Origin of the sequence: Sorangium sp. So ce117, assembly GCF_051524395.1 — a bacterium.
Taxonomy (GTDB): Bacteria; Myxococcota_A; Polyangia; order Polyangiales; family Polyangiaceae; genus Sorangium; species Sorangium cellulosum_B.
The window spans coordinates 12769708-12786859 of sequence record NZ_CP150309.1; the positions used below are offsets into that span (position 1 = coordinate 12769708).

The following is a 17152-nucleotide window of genomic DNA, read 5'->3' on the forward strand; positions in this document are numbered from 1 at the left end:
CTCCGTGACCCATGAAGCCCTGGTGGAGCTGTTCAAGAACCGGCCGACGCTGGCCGATGGCGCACGGGCAGGGCGAGGCGGGGGAGGCGATCGGCGTGGCGTTCCTGGCGGCGGCAGGCGGGCTCGATGAGGAGCGCCGCGCCGTCTACGGGGACCTGGTGCTATCCTCGCTGAACGCAGCGGCGAGGCGGATGTTGGAGGCGATGATGAAGAGCGGATACGAGTTTCAGAGCGAATTCGCGCGCAGCTACGTGGCCAAGGGCGTGGAGCAGGGGCGGCAGCAGGGGCTCCTCGAAGGGAAGGTGCAGGCCGTGCTGGCCGTCCTCGAGGCCCGCGGGCTGGAGGTTCCTGCCGAGGTCCGGGAGCGCGTCCTCGCGAGCACGGATATCGCCGAGCTGGACCGCTGGATCCGCCGCGCTGCATCCGTCGGCGACGCCAGGGAGCTGCTCGCGACGACCGGCTCCTGAGCGCGTACAGCGTCGGGAAGCCGTCGAGCGGCCGGCGACACGGCCGCGCGCCCGGTTTTCATGGAAGACCGCTCCTGAGCTCAGCGAGATACTCTTCCGACATCACCGCAACCTCGGTCGGGTCGCTCCGACGAGCTCGATGCGGCTCCACACGTCGCCCTCACACGAGCCCTCGGCTTCGAGCCAGGCGCGGCAGAGCTCACAGTCGGTATAGATCTCGAAGTGCGCGGGCAGCCGGAAGCGCTCCCGGTCGGACGCCGGTATGGCACATTCCTCGTCGACGTGTTGCCGAGGCGGTGAACGCATCCCCTGCACCCATTCGAACAGGCCGCAGGGACCATCCTTTCCCTGCCAGCCGTCGACCGTAGTCCCACACCTGGGGCAAGCGAGCTGCGGCACCGGCGTATACCAGTCGAACATCCCCATGATGAAAACCTGTCAATGAGGTCGGTTAGCCCAACGGCGCGGCGGTGCGCTGCCGCGCCGCACGCGGGGTCGGCACCAGCGCCTCCTCGGTCGCACCTTTCGTGGCATCTTGAACGGTTCGCGACCTGGACGCCACGCGGCTCCGCCTCGTCGCGCCGCTTGTTCGCGTCGCGGATCCGTCGGTGGGGTTCGGGCGCTCGGGTATTCTCAGGGCGTCGTCCTCCGCGAGCAGCGCCGCCACGTCGTCCAGGATGCCCGCATCGCCGGGCGGCGCCTTGCGCAGCCGCGCGGTCTGCTCGGGCTTGAGCGGCGGCGGGAACGTCACGCCCAGCATGTCGGCCACCGAGGGCCACCGTCCGGCGCAGCGGGGCCCGGCGTCGCCCCCGGCGCCGATCCGTGCCAGGATGCGGCCGGATCGTCGCATGGGAAACCACCTGGAGCGGGTCGTCGGGGTGCTCAACGGCGTCCTCGGCGACTACCTGAAGCGGACCAGCAACGGCCTCGCGACCGCGATGCAGCTCGTCCGCGACGGGCACCCCGTGCCGATTGCCAGGGCATTTCCCGCGGCCGTCTCTGCCCAGGCCACGCCCCGCGTCGTCGTGCTCGTGCACGGGCTGATGAGCACCGAGGAAGTCTGGACGATGCCGGACGGCGAGACCTACGGATCGCTGCTTGCGCGCGACCTCGGGTACACACCGTTTCATGTGCGGTACAACAGCGGCCTTCGTGTCTCCGAGAACGGCGAGGCCCTGGATGTCCTCCTCGAACAGCTCGTCTGCGCCTACCCTGTTGCGGTGGAGGAGCTGGCCCTCATCGGCCACAGCATGGGCGGCCTCGTCGCGCGCAGCGCCGCGCACGCGGCGAGCGACAAGGATCGACGGTGGCTGCCCCTCGTCAAGCGGGCCTTCTATCTCGGAACACCGCACCTCGGCGCCCCGCTGGAGCGCTTTGGCAACGTGGTCACGTGGACGCTCGCGAGCATCGACAATCCGTACACGAAGCTCATCGCCGACATCGTCAACCTCCGCAGCGGCGGGATGAAAGACCTGGCGTACGCCAATCTACGCCGCGAGGACTGGGAGGGCGCCAGCGCGAACGCCCTGCTCCAGAATCGCCGCCATCCCGTGCCCCTGCTCCCCCACATTCGCCATCATCTCATCGCCGGCGCGCTCACGGCCGACCCGAGGCTCTCCCTCCTGTTCGGGGACGCGATGGTCTCGCTGCGGAGCGCCACGGGGCGGGCGGTCGTCGAGGACCGGTGCTCGCCCTTCCCTCAGGAGCACGCGCGGATCATGCCGTCGCTCGGACACCTGCGCCTTGCTCACGACCCGGACGTCTACGCGCAGATCCGCGCGTGGTGCGAGGAGGCGGTGTGATGGACCGGTGGCGCGGCCTGAAGGACCTCGTGCAGGACGCGGTCGACCACGGCTCCCGGCGGGTGGAGCGCATCCAGAAGGACGCGGCGAAGCTGCCCTTCGACCTGCTGGAGCAGATTCCCCCGATCAAGGCGCCCGTGAGGGGGATCCGGCTCATCCACGATACGACGCTGTCCGGCGTCCACGGGGCGATCCGCCTCGTCAACCGCGCCGTGGGGGGCGCGGTGGATGTGGTCCTCTTTCTCGTGGAGCAGAAGGCACGGCCGGGGGAGGCGCCGGCCGGCAGCGCGGGCGCCACGCCGGACACGCCCTCCGGGAGCTCGGACGACAAGGTGATTTGAGCCCGGCGTCGGACGCGGATTTCGCCGGCGAACTTCACCCGGTTCCCGCGGCTTGCCGAGATCATGCCGGTGCAGCTGTTCTTTACGATGAACCTGGGCTGAGAGCTTTCGCTGTGAACACCAGCAGGCGGCTCGGAGACGTCAAGCCCGGCGAGTGTTCGCCGCGCCTGAGAGGGTGTTCGCCGCGCCGCCCGCCGGTGCTGGGCGAGTGTTCGCCGCGCCGCCCGCCTGTGCTGGGCGAGTGTTCGCCGCGCCGCCCGCCTGTGCTGGGCGAGCGTTCGCCGCGCCGCCCGCCGGTGCTGGGCGGGTGTTCGCCGCGCCGCCCGCCTGTGCTGGGCGAGTGCTCGCCGCGCCGCCCGCCTGTGCTCCCTGAGCGTTCCGGCGTGCGCGGTCTCGCGGGCTGCTCGGTAGAATCACCACCTCGACCTTGCGAGGCGGGGACGATACGCCCCGCATGCTCCGCCCCTGCGTCTCACGGCGGCGGCGCTCGTCGTGGTTGGCATCGCTGATGAGCTCCAGGACCGAGTCGGTATCGACCCGCCTCGAAGACGCCTGGAAACGGCCGCTCAGCCGTGTCTCGGGCGTGAGCTGGCTGCACGAGTAGAGCTCCCACATCTCCTGCGCGTAAGGGCGGGGCTGTCGATTGGGAGCGAACCGAGAGAGGAAGCGCTGGAGGTTGTCGACGTCGCGCAGCAGCAGTTTTCGCGCGTTCTGATTGCTGGAAGCGTCCACTGCCTGCGGGAAATCGATGACGACCGGCCCGTCCGCCCCCATCAGCACGTTGAAGTCGGACAGATCGCCGTGCACGACCCCGGCGCTCAGCATCCGGACCGCTTCTGCCAGCAATCGGTCGAAGACCCTCACCGCCTCGTCGGGGTTCAGTCTCACCTCGGCGAGCCGCGGGGCCGGGCTGCCGTCGGCGTCGGTGATGAGCTCCATGATCAGCACACCGTCGATGAAATGGTGAGGTATCGGGACGCGCACCCCCGCGCTGTGCAGGCGGAAGATCATGTCCACCTCGGTCGATCTCCAGGCGGCTTCGTCCTGCGCACGACCATGGCGCGAGCGCTTGTTGATCGCGCGCTGATCGCGGCTGTTGCGCACCTTGCGCCCCTCCGTGTACTCCGCCCGGTTCTTGAAGGTCCGGTCCTGCGCCTCTTTGTACACCTTGGCCACCCGAAGCTCGCCGCCGGAGCGCACCAGGAAGACCTCCGCTTCCTTGCCGCTCATCAGCGGGCGCACGACCTCCTCGATGAACCCTTCGTCGGCCAGAGACATCAGGCTGCTGGGAATTCGCATCTCGTTCTTGCTTCTCCGCCGGGGATCGTTCTCCGCCTTCTAGCCACACGATCTGGGGCGCCGCAACTGGATTGGTCCTCCCCGCTTGCGCGGACACCCCGGACGACACCAGGGAGCAGGAATGGGACGGTGAAGGAGGAGGGCGTTCATGCCCGAGTCGAAGGCGGAGGTGTACCGGCTGGCGAAGGTGGGCGACCGGAGAGCATCGGCCAGGTGGCGACGGACCTCGACCTGACCGAGACGGCGCTGCGCGGCTGGATCAGGCGCACGGAGGGGATACGACGAACAAGGGCGATCGCGGGGAGCAGGGGCAACGGCTGCGAAGTTGCAGAAAGCGTGCTTCGAAAGATTTCGCTGTGCCCGAAGCGCCGGAACGCCGCGGGGCCGGTAGGGTGGACGCAGGCCCGCCTTGCGCGTGGTCCTGCCACGAAGAGCGCTCCACCGGTCGGAGCTGGGCTACCGTGATCGCCATGAACCTCGCCGGAATCGCCCATATCCAGCTGTCGGTCACGGACTTCCCGCGCAGCCGCGCGTTCTACCGCGCGCTGTGCGAGCACTTCGAGATGCAGTGCCAGTACGACGATCCGGGCAGCGAGAGCGAACGGCCCATGCTCTATTACATCGGCGGCAAGACCGGCCTGTTGATCCGCCCCGTGAACCCGGAGCACGCCGGCGCCCGCTTTCACCAGTACAAGCCGGGCCTGCACCACCTGTGCTTCCGCGCCCGCAGCCGCGAGGACATCGACGCATTCCACGGGTTCTTCGAGAGCACGCTGGCCGCGCTCGGCGGCAAGCTCGTGCAGGCGCCGCAGGACGGTGCGTGGGCGGCAGGCTACTACTCGATCGTGTTCGAGGATCCGGACGGCATCCGGCTCGAGATCAACCACGTCCCCGGCAAGGGCAACCTGTCCGAGGGCGTCGAGCTTCCGCTGCCCGCGCGCGTCCCGGGGGGCGTGCCCGAGCAAGCGTGAGGGATGCTGATGCTCCGTCCCACGGGCACCTCCACGTCCGCTCAGCCGGGGGTGGCGCCCCCTCTGCGCTCCCTGGTCCGCAGCGCGTAATCGATGCCGCTGCGCAGCGTGGCCTCTGTCACGAGGCCCTGCCAATCCACGCCGAGGTCGATGAGCATCCGCGCGATGGCCGGCTGAATGCCCGTGAGCACGACTTTCGCCCCAAGCAGCCCCACCGCGCGAGCGGCCTGCATGAGCACCCCCGCCACCTGGGCGTCGACCGATCTCACCCCCGTGATGTCGATGATGGCGATGGTCGCCTGGTGCGCGCCGACCCCGGAGAGCAAGGTCTCGATGATCCGGCTCGCCCGCTCGGGGTCGAGCGTGCCGATGAGCGGCATGACGAGCACTCCGTCGGCGATCGGCAAGAGCGGCGTCGCGAGCTCCCGGATGATCGCCTGTTGCGCCGCGATGACCGCCAGCTGCGCCTCCTGGCGCTCGGCCTCCGCCCGCTTGATGGCCGTGATATCGATGGCCGCGCCCCCGACCGTCCCCTCCGGGATGCCAGGACCCCGGACGGGAAACTTGACGGAGTGGAACTGCTTTATCCCTTCTGTCGGGTGAGGGACGCTCTCCTCGAACATCGTCGCAACGCCGGTGTTCCTCACCGCGTCGTCCGCGGCCTTCACCTGAGCGACGATGTCGTCCGGGAGCATGTCGTGGTCGCGCATGCCAGCGCCGCTCCCCGGCTCCATGCCCATGAACCGTTCAAATTGAGCGTTGAGCACGACATACCTGCTGTCCGAATCCTTGGCGAACATCATGGCAGGCATGTACTCAAGGAACGCGTGGAACAGCGCTTCGCTCTTCTGCAGCTCCACCTCACGGCGCGCTTTCTCGGTGACATCCTCGGCCGAGACGAGGATCTGATGCGCCGCCCCGTCGTCGCCGCGCGTGAGGACCACACAGCGCAGGGCAAAGGAGCGCTCGACGTCTCCACTGCACCGCGCGCGTAGCGCGCGTTCGAGGGGCTGGCCGTCCAGTGAAGCCGTGAGCTGCCGCACATGACCTGCTGACCCATCGAGGTCCTCGGGGTGGATGCGAGAGATGAGGGTCTCCCAGGCGCGCTCTGGCGTCTCCTGGTCGTTGATCCCGAGCGCCCGGACGAAGGCGCGATTGCGGGCGACGATCCGCCTGTCCCTGAGATCGAGGACACAGAGGATGGTCGGCGCCAGATCAAATATCTGCTCGACCAGCGTGCCTTCCGGCCCCTTTGCCCGCGCGGCCATCGAGCCGTTCGAGGTAGGCATATCCGTCATACTGTCCGTGCCCTCCTTGTTTACGCCTAGCGGATTTCTTCGCCTCTGTGGTGCGAGAATTCCGTGCTGCACGGCGGATCGGGCGGGCGAACGAGCGCATGGCCGGTAGGCGGGACGCGTTGGATTGTGCCCAATGATGTGGGCAGTGCTTCATCGCAGCAGCGATTCCGGCTTTCGAGGCCGCCCGGCGGCTCATCCAGGAGGCGTGCCCGCTCAGCGGGGCGGCCCGGGGTCCGCCGCAGCGCGCTTCGCGCGGAGCTCCGCGAGCGTCCACTGCGCCACGCCGCGCGCCCCCTCGATCGTGAAATGCACGCCGTCGGGCCGGATCGCCCCGTCCTCGTACATGCGCCGGCACTCGCCCCCGGGGCAGATGTTCTCCTGGAGGTCGAGGAGCGCGACGTCGGGCAGCGTCGCCACGACCTTCCGGATCGAGCGGTTGATGCACGTGACCTGCTCGCGGACGTCCTTCGTCTCCCAGTCGCCGAGCGCGTAGGGGACGGTCGCCATCCAGACGCGCCCGTGCGGGTTCCGGAGCTTGTCGAGGTTCGTGACGAGGTTCGTCTCGAAGCGCTCGTGCCACGCCGGCTTGCACGCCTTCGTCCACTCGTCGTTCACCGTGATGCCGTGCATGAAGGCGCCGCCGAGGTAGAGGACCGCGGCGTCGGGCTTCGCCTGCGCGAGGAGCGCGGGCCACTCGGTCATGCCGCAGAGGTCCGCCATGATGGTGCAGCCGTCCCGCCCGTGGAGGTCCACCGCGAGCCCGCGCTCCTGCAGGCCGCGGAGCGCCCAGCCGAGCGTGTTCGCTGTCGAGTCGCCGACGACGACGACGCGGAACGTGACGTCGTCCTTCACGACCGCGGTGACGAGCGCGTCGATCATCGCGGAGCCCTTCGGCGCCTCGCCGTCCTGCGCGTGGGTCGCGCGGACGGCGATGAGCAGGCCGAGCGTGACGCCGGCCGGCACCGCCCAGAACGAGCGCCCCTTCGGCAGCCCGCGCTCGCGGATCGGCTTCTCGAGGAAGCGGTAGGAGACGAGCGCGACCGCGAAGGTTACCGCGAAGCGGAGCGCGGTGAGGGCGGGGCCGTGCAGGCGATCGCTCGACACGAACACGTGCACCGGCCAGTGCCAGAGGTAGACGCCGTAGCTGATGGTGCCGACCCACGCGAGCGGGCGCCACGCGAGCGCGCGCGCGACCAGGCTCCGCGAGCCCTGCACGGCGCACGCGATGAGGACGAGGGCCCCGAGCTCCGTGAGCCAGAACCCGCCGTGGTAAAGGAGCCACGACTGGCCGTCGAACAGGGACCACGCGATCGCGAGGCCGATCGCCGAGGCGACGCCGGCGCCGTCGAGGAGGCGCACCGCGCCCGCGGAGAGCTCGGCGCGCGGCGTGAGCACCGTCGCGAGCGCGGCGCCGAGGAGGATGCCGGAGGCGCGCGTGTCCGTGCCCATGTACACGCGCGTCGTGCTCTCCGGCGCGAAGAGGACGAGCATCGCGATCGCGGAGAGCGCGGCCAGCGCCAGCGTGAGGACGAGCACGCCGCGGCGCGACCACCGCGAGAGCACGAAGACGATGACGAGCGGCCAGACGACGTAGAACTGCTCCTCGATCGCCAGGCTCCACGTGTGCTCGAGCGGCGAGCGCGACGTGAAGATCTCCCAGTAGCTCTTGTGCGCGTAGATGGCGCGCCAGTTCGCCACGTAGCCGAGCGTCGCGAGCACGTCGGCGCGGAGGCCGGCGAGCGCGCTCGGCGGCCCGAAGAGGCGCCCGTGGAGCACGACCACCGGGACGAGCGCGAGGAGCGCCGGGAGGAGCCGGCGCGCGCGGCGGATCCAGAAGTCCTTGAGCGAGATCGCGCCGCGCGCCTCGTGCTCCGCGAGGAGGAGCGACGTGATGAGGTAGCCCGAGAGGACGAAGAAGAGATCGACGCCGAGGAAGCCGCCGCGCAGCATCCCGTTCGCGTGGAAGAAGAGGACGCCGAGCAGGGCGAGCCCGCGCAGCCCGTCGAGCGCGGGCAGGTGAGGGAAGAGCGGGCGACGGGCGGGCGTGTCCACGAGAGGAGGGCGAGACTATCAAAACGCCCGGGCGGCGCCTCCCCTGCCGCGCGCTCGCGTCGCGCGGATCGCGCCGTGGTCGAGGTTACTCGTCAGTAATGATCGCCCTTCTTCGTGACGCCGAAGGGGATGAGCTGCGACGGTTGACCGTTGATCGTCGTCCCCCCGGCCTGGATCATGTGCGCCAGATTGAGGAACTCGGCCGGGAAGTTGAGCTTCGGAGCGGTGAGCGCGTCGAGCGCCGCCGTCTGCTCCGGCGTGAGCTTCACCTCGAGCGCCCTCACGTTGTCGTCGAGCTGCGCCAGCGTGCGCGCCCCGATGATCGTGGACGACACCGCCGGGCGCGCCTGCACCCAGCTGAGGGCGACGCGCGCGACGGTGGTCTCGAGCTGCTTGGCGATCCGCTCGAGCTCGTCGATCACCGCGTAGCTCCTCTCGTCGAGGTAGCCCGCGGCCCACTGCCGCCCTTCCGGCTTGACCGTCGCGGCGTTCCTCCGCGTGTACTTGCCGCTCAGGATCCCGCTCCGCAGGGGGGACCACGGCGTCACCCCCAGCCCGAGCTCCTGGGCCATGGGGATCAGCTCCCCCTCGACCGTCCGCTCGAGGAGCGAATACTCGATCTGCAGCCCGATGAACGGCGCCCATCCGCGGAACTGAGCGATCAGCTGCCCTTGAGTCACCTTCCACGCAGGGGTGTCGGACACGCCGATATAACGCACCTTCCCCGACTGGACGAGATCGTGGAGCGCCGCCATGGTCTCCTCGATCGGCGTGAACTTGTCCCAGTTGTGCAGCCAGTAGAGATCGATGTAGTCGGTGCGCAGCCGGCGGAGCGACTGCTCGCAGGCGGCGAGGATCGATTTGCGGTTCGAGCCGCCGCCGTTGGGATCACCGACGTACAGGTTTCCGCTGAACTTCGTGGCGATCACCAGCCGGTCGCGCTTCTGCCGGTCGTGGCCGAGGTGGTCCCCGATGATCTTCTCCGAGTGTCCTTTGGTGTAGAGGTTCGCCGTATCGATGAAGTTCCCCCCGAGCTCGATGAAGCGGTCGAGGATGGCTTCGGAGTCCTTGACGCTGCTCCCCCAGCCCAGGTCTTCGCCGAACGTCATGGCGCCGAGGCAAAAGGGGCTCACCCGCAGACCTGAGCGACCGAGCGTGACATAATGATCGAGCGGCATCGCATCACCTCCGGAACTTGTTCCGTTTCGAACAGTTCAATGTTGAACTAGTAATGCCGCACCGATCCATCGTCAAGCGCGAGCAGAGAGAACATGGACAAGCCTTCGCCCTGGGAGCTCTGGACGCTGAACTTCGAGTTCAGCATGGCGGTCATGGCCGAGGTGGAGCCAGAGGTGCGCGCGCTGGGGCTCGAGATGAAGGAGTTCTTCCTCCTCGGCAAGCTCGACGACCACCCTCACCCTGCCGAGCTCGCGCGCGCGCTGATCACGCCCAAGCCTTCGATCACCTTCATGGTGAAGCGGATGGAGGCGGCCGGCTTCGTCCAGCGTGAGACGGAGGCGGGCGATCTGCGGCGTTTTCGGCTGACGCTCACCCGCTCGGGGCGCAAGGCGATGGAGGCGGCGCGGGCGATCCTCGACGACGCCTTCGGGCGAAGGCTCGCGCGGATCTCCGCAGGCGAGCGCGCCGAGCTGGCGCGGCTCCTCACGCGGCTGACGGGGGAGCGCGCCCGCCCGCGCTGACGGCCGCCCTCGCGCTCACTCGTAGTCGCTCCGCAGCGCTTCGTAGAACGCGTCGCTCATGAGGTAGTCCGCCCACCACTGCTCGACCGGCGTCGCGCCCCGGCGCTGCTGGAAGAGCACCAGATCGTCCAGCTCGCCGTCGTACCAGCCCCACAGGAACCGGGCCCGCAGCACGTCCACGTTTCGCCCGCGGAGCTCGGCCACCGCGTCCTCGAGCGACTCGTCGTCGAACTCGTCGACCAGCGCCTCCGCCTCGTCGATGATCTCGCCGAGGTAGGCCAGCCCCTTCTTGGTGAGCTCGAACCGCGCCTTGCGGCGGTTGACCTCGACGAGGTCGGCGTTCACGAGCTCCTGCAGGACGTCCTCCAGCGGGCTCAGCTCGGACGGCAGCACGAGCGGCATCTCCATGCCTCCGTCGGCGGGCTTCAGGTCCATCTTCTTCAGCACGTAGATGCCGGCATAAACCAGCTTCTGCTCGCGCGACACGATTGGCTGTCTGCGTCCTTCGAACATCGTCTCACTCCGCGGTGCGCCAGGCCTCCGCCTCGAGGCGGATGTGCCGGCGACCGTCTGGGTCGGTGTCGAGCCACGCGTCGACGTCGCCGTCGGCATAATACACGGGGGTGCGCCCCGCCGCCTCCGGCCGCCGGATGCGCGCGGCGTGGGGGTTGCACATGGCGAGCACGATGGCGCGCTCGGCCGACAGCGCGGCCGGCAGCCAGCGCTCGAGGAACGCCGACAGGAGCACGGTCACCGAGTAGTCCTTGGCGACCTCCTCGACGAAGAACTCGAGCTCCACGTCATCGGGCAGCACCTCCGGCTCGTCCGCGGCGTGCACCGCCACGACGAGCGCGTCGGTCACCCGGAGCGGCCCGCGACCCGCGCGGCCATCCAGCCAGAGCGCGTCCACCCGGCACCAGCCGAACTGCGTGGACTCCACGTCCGGCTCGTCGCGGTGCTGTTCGAGGTTCAGCAGCTCCAGCGCGGGACGGCAGCGGAACGGGAGCTCGGAGATGCTTCGCAGGGGCTGCATCGCGGCGGCCGGCGCGCGCGGCTACGCGACCAGGCGCTCGGGCCTGCGGCCTCGCTCGCTGCGGCGGACGCCGAAGCGCGAGCCGGCGCCGGACTTGCCGCTGCCGAAGCGGCTGCCGCCGGCGTTGTTGTAGCGCCGCCCGGTCTGCGACGACCTGCTGTGGTCGACGCTGGACGGGTTCGAGGCGCGGTACGCCTCGCGGTGGGATCGCAGATCGGGCGCGCGGCCGGGCGGCGTGGTGTACGGCTGCGTGTACACCGGCACGTAATTCGGGCGCAGCGCCGACGACACCATGGCGCCGAGGAGCATGCCCGACGCCAGGCTCATCACCGGCGAGTGGTAGTACCCGTAGGGGCCGAACCCGGACGTCTGGATCTGCGCGGCGCCTTCGCCCGAGACGTCGCGGCGGATCGAGAACACCTTCTCGGGGTCCTGCACGCCGCCGTCGCTGTTCTTGTCGAAGAACCCGGTGACGACCTGCGTCTTGGCGTCCAGGTCCTGTACGGCGACGCTGATGACCTCGCTCCCCTGGTAGATCTCGTTGACGCGCCGCTCGAAGTCCTCGGGCCCCTCGGCCGCCTTGAAGGCTTCGTTGACCTTGTCGAAGTCGAGCTCGACGTTGGTGTTCTCGGTGGTCGCCCAGCGCTCCCTGGACCGCCCGCCGCTGCCGCTGGAATCGCAGCCGGCAGTCGCGACGGCGAGGGCTGTCATGAGCACGACGGGCAGGGTGGTCTTCGTCATCATCTGGAGGGATCTGTCTGGTGCTGTTGGAGGATTCTGTCAAGCAGGCGCCGAGCCCAGCACCGGGAGCCCGCAGGCGCCGGGAGAGAACCTGCGCACGAGGGGGCGCCGCGCAAGATCCGCGAGATCATGGAGGGCGCGGCAAGATCATGGAGGGCGCGACGCGTCAGGGCGCGCGCCGGCGGGAGCGGCCCCCGGGGCCGCCGGGCGGCGGCAGCTCGGCCGGGCGCAGCCGCTCGGGCAGGGGTCGGGTCGCCAAGCGCGGGGTACTCAGGTCGCCTTCGGCTTGTGGGTGGCGAAGAAGAGGCCCGGCAAGACGAGCGCCGCGCCGAGCCAATGGTAGGGGGCAAACGCCTCGCCGAGGAGCAGCCACGCCAGCACGGCGGTATAGACCGGCGACAGGTAGAGCAGCAGGCCAGTGCGGCTGGGGCCGAGATGCTCGGTGATATAGCTGTACGTGGCATAGGCGCCGACGCCCGGCACCAGGACCAGGGTCACCACGGTGGCGATGGTGCGCAGGTCGAAATGCGGCGCGCCGCGGCTGGCCAGCTCCCAGCCGAGCGGCGGCAAAAGGAGGATCGCCCCGGCCAGCGCGATCGCGGTGAGCCGCGCCTGGACCCCCAGCGGATCGGGCCATCGCTTCAGCAGCACCGTGTAAAGCGCCCAGGAGATCGCGGCGCCGAGGATCATCAGGTCACCGGTGCTGAAGCGGAGCGCCAGCAGCGCCGCCGGGTCGCCGCGCAGCACGATGACCAGCACGCCGGTCAGCGCCAGCGCGGCGCCCAGGCCCTGGCGCCGGCTGAGCCGCTCTCCGAACATGGCCCGTGACAGCAGGATGATGATCACCGGCGAGACGGCGTAAATCAGGCCGATATTGGTGGCCGTGGTGGTGGCGGCGCCGTAATAGACGCCGGCGCCGCAGATGCCCATGCCCAGCAGGCCGAGCAGGGCATATCGGGCCCAGTCGCGCCGTAGCGCGGCGCGGTTGCGCCACAGCTCGCGGCCGCAGAAGGGGAGCAGCACCAGCGCGACGCCCATCCATCGAAGCTCCGCCAGCGCCACGGGCGGGATGAAATCCGCCGTGGCGCGCGCCAGCAGCATGTTGGCGGTGAACAGCGCCGGAGTGACGAACAGCAGGACGTGGGCGATGCGCTGCTGGCGGGACTCGGCGAAGCCGAGAGAGCTGGAAGCCATTGGCGCCGACAGTAGGGAAGCGCCGCTACCCTGGCCAGGGCTCGTCGTCCCGCTACGCCTCCCAGCGCTCTATCCCGACCCGCCTCGCTGCCTCCGCCGCTGTCGGCCAATACACCTCTTCCCGCGGGATCTCGATCTGCCCGGCACCCCCGCCGCGCAGCACCTCCCTCTGCTCCGCCACGAGCGCGGAGATGTCCTCCACGCCCACCGTCCACTCCTCGGCGAACCGCCGCAGCGTCGCGCCCCGCAGACCGAGCTGGATCGCCCTCCGCTCGACCGGCGCGCCCGACGGATGGTGGTCCGGATCCCACTGGAGCCGCACGTCCGAGCGCTGGAGATCGCTCTTCCACGCCTCCTCGCTCGGGTAGAGCTCGGGCACGAAGCCCGATGGCACCGCGGCTGCCAGGATCGCGTCGAACCCCGCGCGCTGGATGCGGATGGCCAGCACCGCCTCCTGGTCGGGCTTCGTGCCCCAGCCCGAGCGGAACATCATCCAGAGGAAGTTCGGCTTGATCCAGCTCATGCGGCCAAAGCTGAACTCCGGCCCTCCGAGCCGCTGGTGCAGGGCCGCGTGGCGCGCGATCGACGGACGGTACGCCTGATAGACCACGACGGTCTCGGCGTCGAACTGCGCGAGGATGTGGCGTCCTGCCGAGGGCCAGCGGGCGGCCTGCGCAGAATACGACTCGAGCTCCAGCTTCTTCATCACGCCTGCATCACTCCCTCCTCATGCTCTCCTCGACCCACCCTGCCTCGTCCGAGCTCCCGCGTCACCGCGGCGCTCCTCTTCCTCCTCACTTCCTCACTGGGCCCTCCGGCGCCTGCGCGCTGACCCCATCCGCTGTCAGGCGCAATTTGTGCCGGCATGTGCCAGGTGGTATCCGCCGTATCTGCCCGTAATTGCTGACGAAATGTCTCGGCATGTCGAGTGCTTCTCCTGAGGCCATCGATCCGAACGACAGACGGACACGGAGACTCACATGCGATCATTCTACAGGGGTTGTACGCTTGTTTCTCTGCTTGCGCTCGGCGCCAGCTTCGCCGCCTGCTCGCGCGGAAGCGGATCGGGCGGGCCCGCGGAGACGGGCCTGGCACAGAGCGCCCTCACGCCCGCGACGAGCTGCGACGATGTCGAGGCGCTGCTCCGCGAACGGCTGAAGCAGAACATGATCAAGTCGGTCGACGTGGCGCGGAAGTCCGCCCTGCAGCAGCTCGAGGAGGGGTGCTACTGGTCCGGCGCGGACGGCGGGGTCGTCGCATCCGCCTCCTCCGGCTCCTCCTCCTCCACGGGAGGGCCCGTCTCGCCGCCGGCCGAGGAGGCAGGAGGGGACGACGGGGCTGCCACGGAGTATTCGACGACCAACACGCAGGAAGCGGACGTCGACGAGGCCGACTTCATCAAGAACGACGGAGAGCACGTCTACATCCTGGCCCACGGGCAATTCCAGATCTTCGACGCGTGGCCCGCCGCCGACACGCACCGCGTCGCGTCGGTCGTGATCGAGGGGGATCCGAAGAAGCTCTTCGTCCACGAGAAGCGCGCCCTCGTGTACTCGTCGCTGTCCCCGTCCTCGTCGCCTGACGGCGAGCTCCCTTATTACGGGGGTGAGTGCACGTACGGATATGATTGCGAGTTCACGGGCGACGGCACGCCGCTCCTGGTCACCGAGCTCGACATCAGCGATCTCACGGCGCCGACGGTCGTTCGGACGCTGAAGTTCTCCGGATCGTTCCTCAACGCCCGGCGCATCGGGAGCGCTGTGTACACGGTCGTGGCCTCCCCCGAGCCGGTGGTGGAGGGACTCTCTACCTGGCCAGAGGGCATCGATATCTGCACCCTGTCCGAGCAGGGGGTCAACCCGTCCACGGTGGCCGCCGTGAACAGCGCGTACGACAAGCTCGTGGAGAAGAACCTCGCCGTGATCGACGCGGCCCCGCTCGACATCCAGCTGCCCACGGTGGAGGACACGCTGTACCGGGACGGCGTGGCCTCGACGAGCAGCCACGCCCCGTTCGCGAGCTGCGAGAACTTCTACCTGTCGAACACGGGCGACGGGCAGAGCTTCCTCTCGGTCGTCTCGACCGAGCTCGGCACCGAGGCGCTCGGCCAGACGACGATCGTGGGCAGGCCCGGCGCCGTCTACGCGACCGCGGACTCGCTCTACGTGGCGAGCCGGCACCAGTACGGAGAGACGTACGGCTGGTTCTACGACGACGGCGAGACGACGCCCGACGCGACGACAGTCCACAAGTTCGCGCTGAGCGAGCGCGCGGCGCCGAGCGCGTACCTGGGGAGCGGCGTCGTGAAGGGGCGCGTGCTCAACCAGTTCGCCCTCAGCGAGCACGAGGGGTATCTCCGCATCGCGACCACCACCGGGCACCTGCCCGACCCGGACACGCACAACACCGTCGCGTCGCTGAAGCAGGAGGGCGGCGCGCTCGTGGTCAAGGGGATGGTGGACCAGCTCGCGCCCGGCGAGGACATCCGATCCGCCCGCTTCTACGGCGACGTCGGGTTCGTCGTGACCTTCAAGAAGACCGACCCGCTCTACACCATCGACTTCTCGGATCCCGAGGCGCCGAGGGTGCGCGGCGAGCTGAAGATCCCCGGCTTCTCGACCTACATGCACATGATCGACGAGGGGCACGTCATGAGCATCGGCTACGACGCCGACGACCAGGGCGACTTCGCGTGGTTCCAGGGGATCCTGCTCCAGATCTTCGACGTGACGGACCTCGACGCGCCGACGCTCACGCACAAGGAGGTGATCGGGACGCGCGGCTCCGCGAGCGACGCCGCGACCAACCACCTCGCGTTCAACTACTTCACCCAGCGGGGGCTGCTCGGGATCCCCATGGTCATCTGCGAGGGCGGGAGCGGCGGCGACTTCGGCGACACGATGACGTTCAGCGGGCTGCTCGTCTACAAGGTGGATACCGGCGCGGGCTTCACGTCCGTCGGGGGCGTGCCCCACCCGCTGCCGGACGCGAGCGCGGGCGGGAACGGCCCGAGCTGCGGGAACTGGTGGAGCAACGCGACGTCGTTCGTGAAGCGGAGCGTCTTCATGGAGGATTACGTCTACTCCGTCTCCGAGGACGAGATCCGGGTCGCCAACATCAGCGATCTCGCGACGCCGGAAGCCGTCGTGTCGCTCGTCCCCTGAGCGAGATCGAACGTACGCCGCGCCGAGCCGAGCGACGGGGATGGGCCCGTGGCGCACGAAGATGCGCCCCGCTATAGAGCTCCGGCATGGAAGCGCTGGACCTCCCCGCCGAGCAGCTGGCCTCGGCGGTCGGCGCGCGGCCCTTGCTGCTGCTCGCGCTGCTCTTGATCGGAACGGTGGGGGTGCTCCTCGGGCTCGTCGCCGTCGCGCGCTTCTCCGACCGCCACGCGCGGGCGCTGTGGGCGTGGGCCGTCCGGGCCTACGCCGCGGCGGCCGCGCACCCGGCCACGCAGCGCCTCGCGGCCCGGTTCCCCGCGGTCGCGAGGGTGCTGCGCGAGCTCTCCGCGGCCGAGTACCTCGTGATCCACCTCGGCCTCGGGCTGGTGCTCAGCATGGCCGCGCTCGTGTTCGTCGCGCTCGCGGAGGGGGTGCGCGAGGGCGAGCCGATCGTGGACGTCGATCTCGCGCTCGCGCGCGCGCTCCACGCGTCGTCGAGCCGCGCCGGGGTGGAGGCGCTCCGCGCGTTCACCCTCCTCGGCAGCTTCTGGGCGCTCGCGCTGCTCGCGGTCGTCGTGGCCGCGGCGCTGCTGAGGCGGGGCCGGCGGGTCCTCGCGGTCGGGTGGCTCTTCGCGCTCGCCGGCGGCGGGCTCCTCAACTTCGCGCTCAAGGCCCTGTTCGCCCGGCCGCGGCCGACGTTCGCCGATCCGCTCGCGGTGGCCGCGGGGTGGAGCTTCCCGAGCGGGCACTCGATGGGCACGTTCGTCGCCTTTGGCATGCTCTCGTACCTGGGCCTCCTGCTCCTCCGGACGCTGCGCGCTCGCCTCGCGCTCGTCGCGCTCGCGCTCGGCTGGACGGTGGCGATGGGCTTCAGCCGCATGTACCTCGGCGTGCACTACCTGAGCGACGTGCTCGCGGGGTTCGCCGCAGGCACCGTGTGGCTGGCCGTCTGCATCTCGGGGATCGAGGTCGCGCGGCGCAGGCCGGGCCGGATCGACGGGCAGCCGCTGCCTTCCTGAGACGGCCAGTCGCTGATCGCCGGGTGAGCGGCGGCTGGCCCGCGTAAACCTCGCCGCCGCCGCCCTGATCCGCG

16 protein-coding genes and 2 pseudogenes are annotated in these 17152 nt (G+C 69.7%); 7 read left to right on the plus strand and 11 right to left on the minus strand.

The window, feature by feature from the left end; translation table 11 throughout:
• Positions 1–56: 56 nt before the first annotated feature.
• Positions 57–467: pseudogene (locus WMF46_RS47980) on the plus strand (hypothetical protein); the annotation flags it as partial.
• A 102-nt stretch (positions 468–569) separates the two neighbouring features.
• On the opposite strand, the gene WMF46_RS47985 reads toward WMF46_RS47980, so the two are convergent.
• Both WMF46_RS47985 and WMF46_RS47990 read right to left on the minus strand, forming a co-directional pair.
• Positions 570–893 carry a hypothetical protein gene (locus WMF46_RS47985; RefSeq protein WP_437983382.1) on the minus strand — a complete coding sequence of 108 codons (324 nt, stop codon included), beginning with the start codon at positions 891–893 and terminating at the stop codon, positions 570–572.
• Between the two features lie 25 nt (positions 894–918).
• Positions 919–1317 carry a hypothetical protein gene (locus WMF46_RS47990; protein WP_437983383.1) on the minus strand — a complete coding sequence of 133 codons (399 nt, stop codon included), beginning with the start codon at positions 1315–1317 and terminating at the stop codon, positions 919–921.
• Here WMF46_RS47990 and WMF46_RS47995 point away from each other — a divergent pair.
• Positions 1316–2269 (plus strand): lipase family alpha/beta hydrolase, encoded by a 954-nt coding sequence (locus tag WMF46_RS47995; protein ID WP_437983384.1) that lies wholly within the window; start codon positions 1316–1318, stop codon positions 2267–2269. The two genes, WMF46_RS47990 and WMF46_RS47995, sit on opposite strands and share 2 nt — an antisense overlap.
• Positions 2269–2610 carry a hypothetical protein gene (locus WMF46_RS48000; protein WP_437983385.1) on the plus strand — a complete coding sequence of 114 codons (342 nt, stop codon included), beginning with the start codon at positions 2269–2271 and terminating at the stop codon, positions 2608–2610. The genes WMF46_RS47995 and WMF46_RS48000 overlap by 1 nt, the downstream gene beginning before the upstream one ends.
• 405 nt (positions 2611–3015) lie before the next feature.
• Here the strand turns inward: WMF46_RS48000 and WMF46_RS48005 are convergent.
• Positions 3016–3909: pseudogene (locus tag WMF46_RS48005) on the minus strand (PA4780 family RIO1-like protein kinase); the annotation flags it as partial.
• Positions 3910–4379: 470 nt separating this feature from the next.
• Between WMF46_RS48005 and WMF46_RS48010 the strand changes: the two are divergent.
• A complete protein-coding gene (locus WMF46_RS48010) occupies positions 4380–4880 on the plus strand; it encodes a VOC family protein (protein ID WP_437983386.1) in 501 nt (166 codons plus the stop codon).
• Between the two features lie 41 nt (positions 4881–4921).
• Here WMF46_RS48010 and WMF46_RS48015 read toward each other — a convergent pair whose 3' ends face one another.
• From WMF46_RS48015 to WMF46_RS48025, 3 genes are all read right to left on the minus strand, one after another.
• On the minus strand, positions 4922–6178 hold the full coding sequence (locus WMF46_RS48015; RefSeq protein WP_437983387.1) for a PAS domain-containing protein: 1257 nt from the start codon (positions 6176–6178) through the stop codon (positions 4922–4924).
• A 213-nt stretch (positions 6179–6391) separates the two neighbouring features.
• The gene (locus WMF46_RS48020) at positions 6392–8230 is read right to left on the minus strand and encodes a DUF459 domain-containing protein (RefSeq protein ID WP_437983388.1); all 1839 of its coding nucleotides are present in this window, start codon (positions 8228–8230) and stop codon (positions 6392–6394) included.
• 92 nt (positions 8231–8322) lie between these two features.
• Positions 8323–9408 carry an aldo/keto reductase gene (locus WMF46_RS48025; RefSeq protein WP_437547835.1) on the minus strand — a complete coding sequence of 362 codons (1086 nt, stop codon included), beginning with the start codon at positions 9406–9408 and terminating at the stop codon, positions 8323–8325.
• 93 nt (positions 9409–9501) lie between these two features.
• On the opposite strand from WMF46_RS48025, the gene WMF46_RS48030 reads away from it, so the two are divergent.
• Positions 9502–9930, plus strand: a complete 429-nt coding sequence (locus tag WMF46_RS48030) for a MarR family winged helix-turn-helix transcriptional regulator (RefSeq protein ID WP_437983389.1) — start codon at positions 9502–9504, stop codon at positions 9928–9930.
• A gap of 15 nt (positions 9931–9945) precedes the next feature.
• On the opposite strand, the gene WMF46_RS48035 is transcribed toward WMF46_RS48030, so the two are convergent.
• From WMF46_RS48035 to WMF46_RS48055, 5 genes are all read right to left on the minus strand, one after another.
• Positions 9946–10416, minus strand: coding sequence for a hypothetical protein (locus WMF46_RS48035; RefSeq protein ID WP_437983390.1), 471 nt, complete (start codon positions 10414–10416; stop codon positions 9946–9948).
• Positions 10417–10447: 31 nt separating this feature from the next.
• The gene (locus WMF46_RS48040) at positions 10448–10963 is read right to left on the minus strand and encodes a hypothetical protein (RefSeq protein WP_437983391.1); all 516 of its coding nucleotides are present in this window, start codon (positions 10961–10963) and stop codon (positions 10448–10450) included.
• Between the two features lie 21 nt (positions 10964–10984).
• Positions 10985–11707, minus strand: a complete 723-nt coding sequence (locus WMF46_RS48045; protein WP_437983392.1) for a hypothetical protein — start codon at positions 11705–11707, stop codon at positions 10985–10987.
• Between the two features lie 267 nt (positions 11708–11974).
• On the minus strand, positions 11975–12898 hold the full coding sequence (locus WMF46_RS48050) for a DMT family transporter (RefSeq protein ID WP_437983393.1): 924 nt from the start codon (positions 12896–12898) through the stop codon (positions 11975–11977).
• 52 nt (positions 12899–12950) lie between these two features.
• The gene (locus tag WMF46_RS48055; protein ID WP_437983394.1) at positions 12951–13604 is read right to left on the minus strand and encodes a DUF4291 domain-containing protein; all 654 of its coding nucleotides are present in this window, start codon (positions 13602–13604) and stop codon (positions 12951–12953) included.
• Positions 13605–13878: 274 nt separating this feature from the next.
• Between WMF46_RS48055 and WMF46_RS48060 the strand changes: the two genes are divergently transcribed.
• Both WMF46_RS48060 and WMF46_RS48065 read left to right on the plus strand, forming a co-directional pair.
• A complete protein-coding gene (locus tag WMF46_RS48060; protein WP_437983395.1) occupies positions 13879–16062 on the plus strand; it encodes a beta-propeller domain-containing protein in 2184 nt (727 codons plus the stop codon).
• 86 nt (positions 16063–16148) lie between these two features.
• Positions 16149–17078, plus strand: coding sequence for a phosphatase PAP2 family protein (locus tag WMF46_RS48065; protein ID WP_437983396.1), 930 nt, complete (start codon positions 16149–16151; stop codon positions 17076–17078).
• The last annotated feature ends 74 nt before the right edge of the window (positions 17079–17152 follow it).

Bases quoted from the DNA above. Each gene is read 5' to 3' on its own strand.
- WMF46_RS48055 (WP_437983394.1), bottom strand. From the start codon at position 13,604: ATGAAGAAGCTGGAGCTCGAGTCGTATTCTGCGCAGGCCGCCCGCTGG.
- WMF46_RS48040 (WP_437983391.1), bottom strand. From the start codon at position 10,963: ATGCAGCCCCTGCGAAGCATCTCCGAGCTCCCGTTCCGCTGCCGTCCC.
- WMF46_RS47995 (WP_437983384.1), top strand. From the start codon at position 1,316: ATGGGAAACCACCTGGAGCGGGTCGTCGGGGTGCTCAACGGCGTCCTC.
- WMF46_RS48045 (WP_437983392.1), bottom strand. From the start codon at position 11,707: ATGATGACGAAGACCACCCTGCCCGTCGTGCTCATGACAGCCCTCGCC.
- WMF46_RS47990 (WP_437983383.1), bottom strand. From the start codon at position 1,317: ATGCGACGATCCGGCCGCATCCTGGCACGGATCGGCGCCGGGGGCGAC.
- WMF46_RS48010 (WP_437983386.1), top strand. From the start codon at position 4,380: ATGAACCTCGCCGGAATCGCCCATATCCAGCTGTCGGTCACGGACTTC.
- WMF46_RS48000 (WP_437983385.1), top strand. From the start codon at position 2,269: ATGGACCGGTGGCGCGGCCTGAAGGACCTCGTGCAGGACGCGGTCGAC.
- WMF46_RS48060 (WP_437983395.1), top strand. From the start codon at position 13,879: ATGCGATCATTCTACAGGGGTTGTACGCTTGTTTCTCTGCTTGCGCTC.
- WMF46_RS48030 (WP_437983389.1), top strand. From the start codon at position 9,502: ATGGACAAGCCTTCGCCCTGGGAGCTCTGGACGCTGAACTTCGAGTTC.
- WMF46_RS48015 (WP_437983387.1), bottom strand. From the start codon at position 6,178: ATGACGGATATGCCTACCTCGAACGGCTCGATGGCCGCGCGGGCAAAG.
- WMF46_RS47985 (WP_437983382.1), bottom strand. From the start codon at position 893: ATGGGGATGTTCGACTGGTATACGCCGGTGCCGCAGCTCGCTTGCCCC.
- WMF46_RS48025 (WP_437547835.1), bottom strand. From the start codon at position 9,408: ATGCCGCTCGATCATTATGTCACGCTCGGTCGCTCAGGTCTGCGGGTG.
- WMF46_RS48065 (WP_437983396.1), top strand. From the start codon at position 16,149: ATGGAAGCGCTGGACCTCCCCGCCGAGCAGCTGGCCTCGGCGGTCGGC.
- WMF46_RS48050 (WP_437983393.1), bottom strand. From the start codon at position 12,898: ATGGCTTCCAGCTCTCTCGGCTTCGCCGAGTCCCGCCAGCAGCGCATC.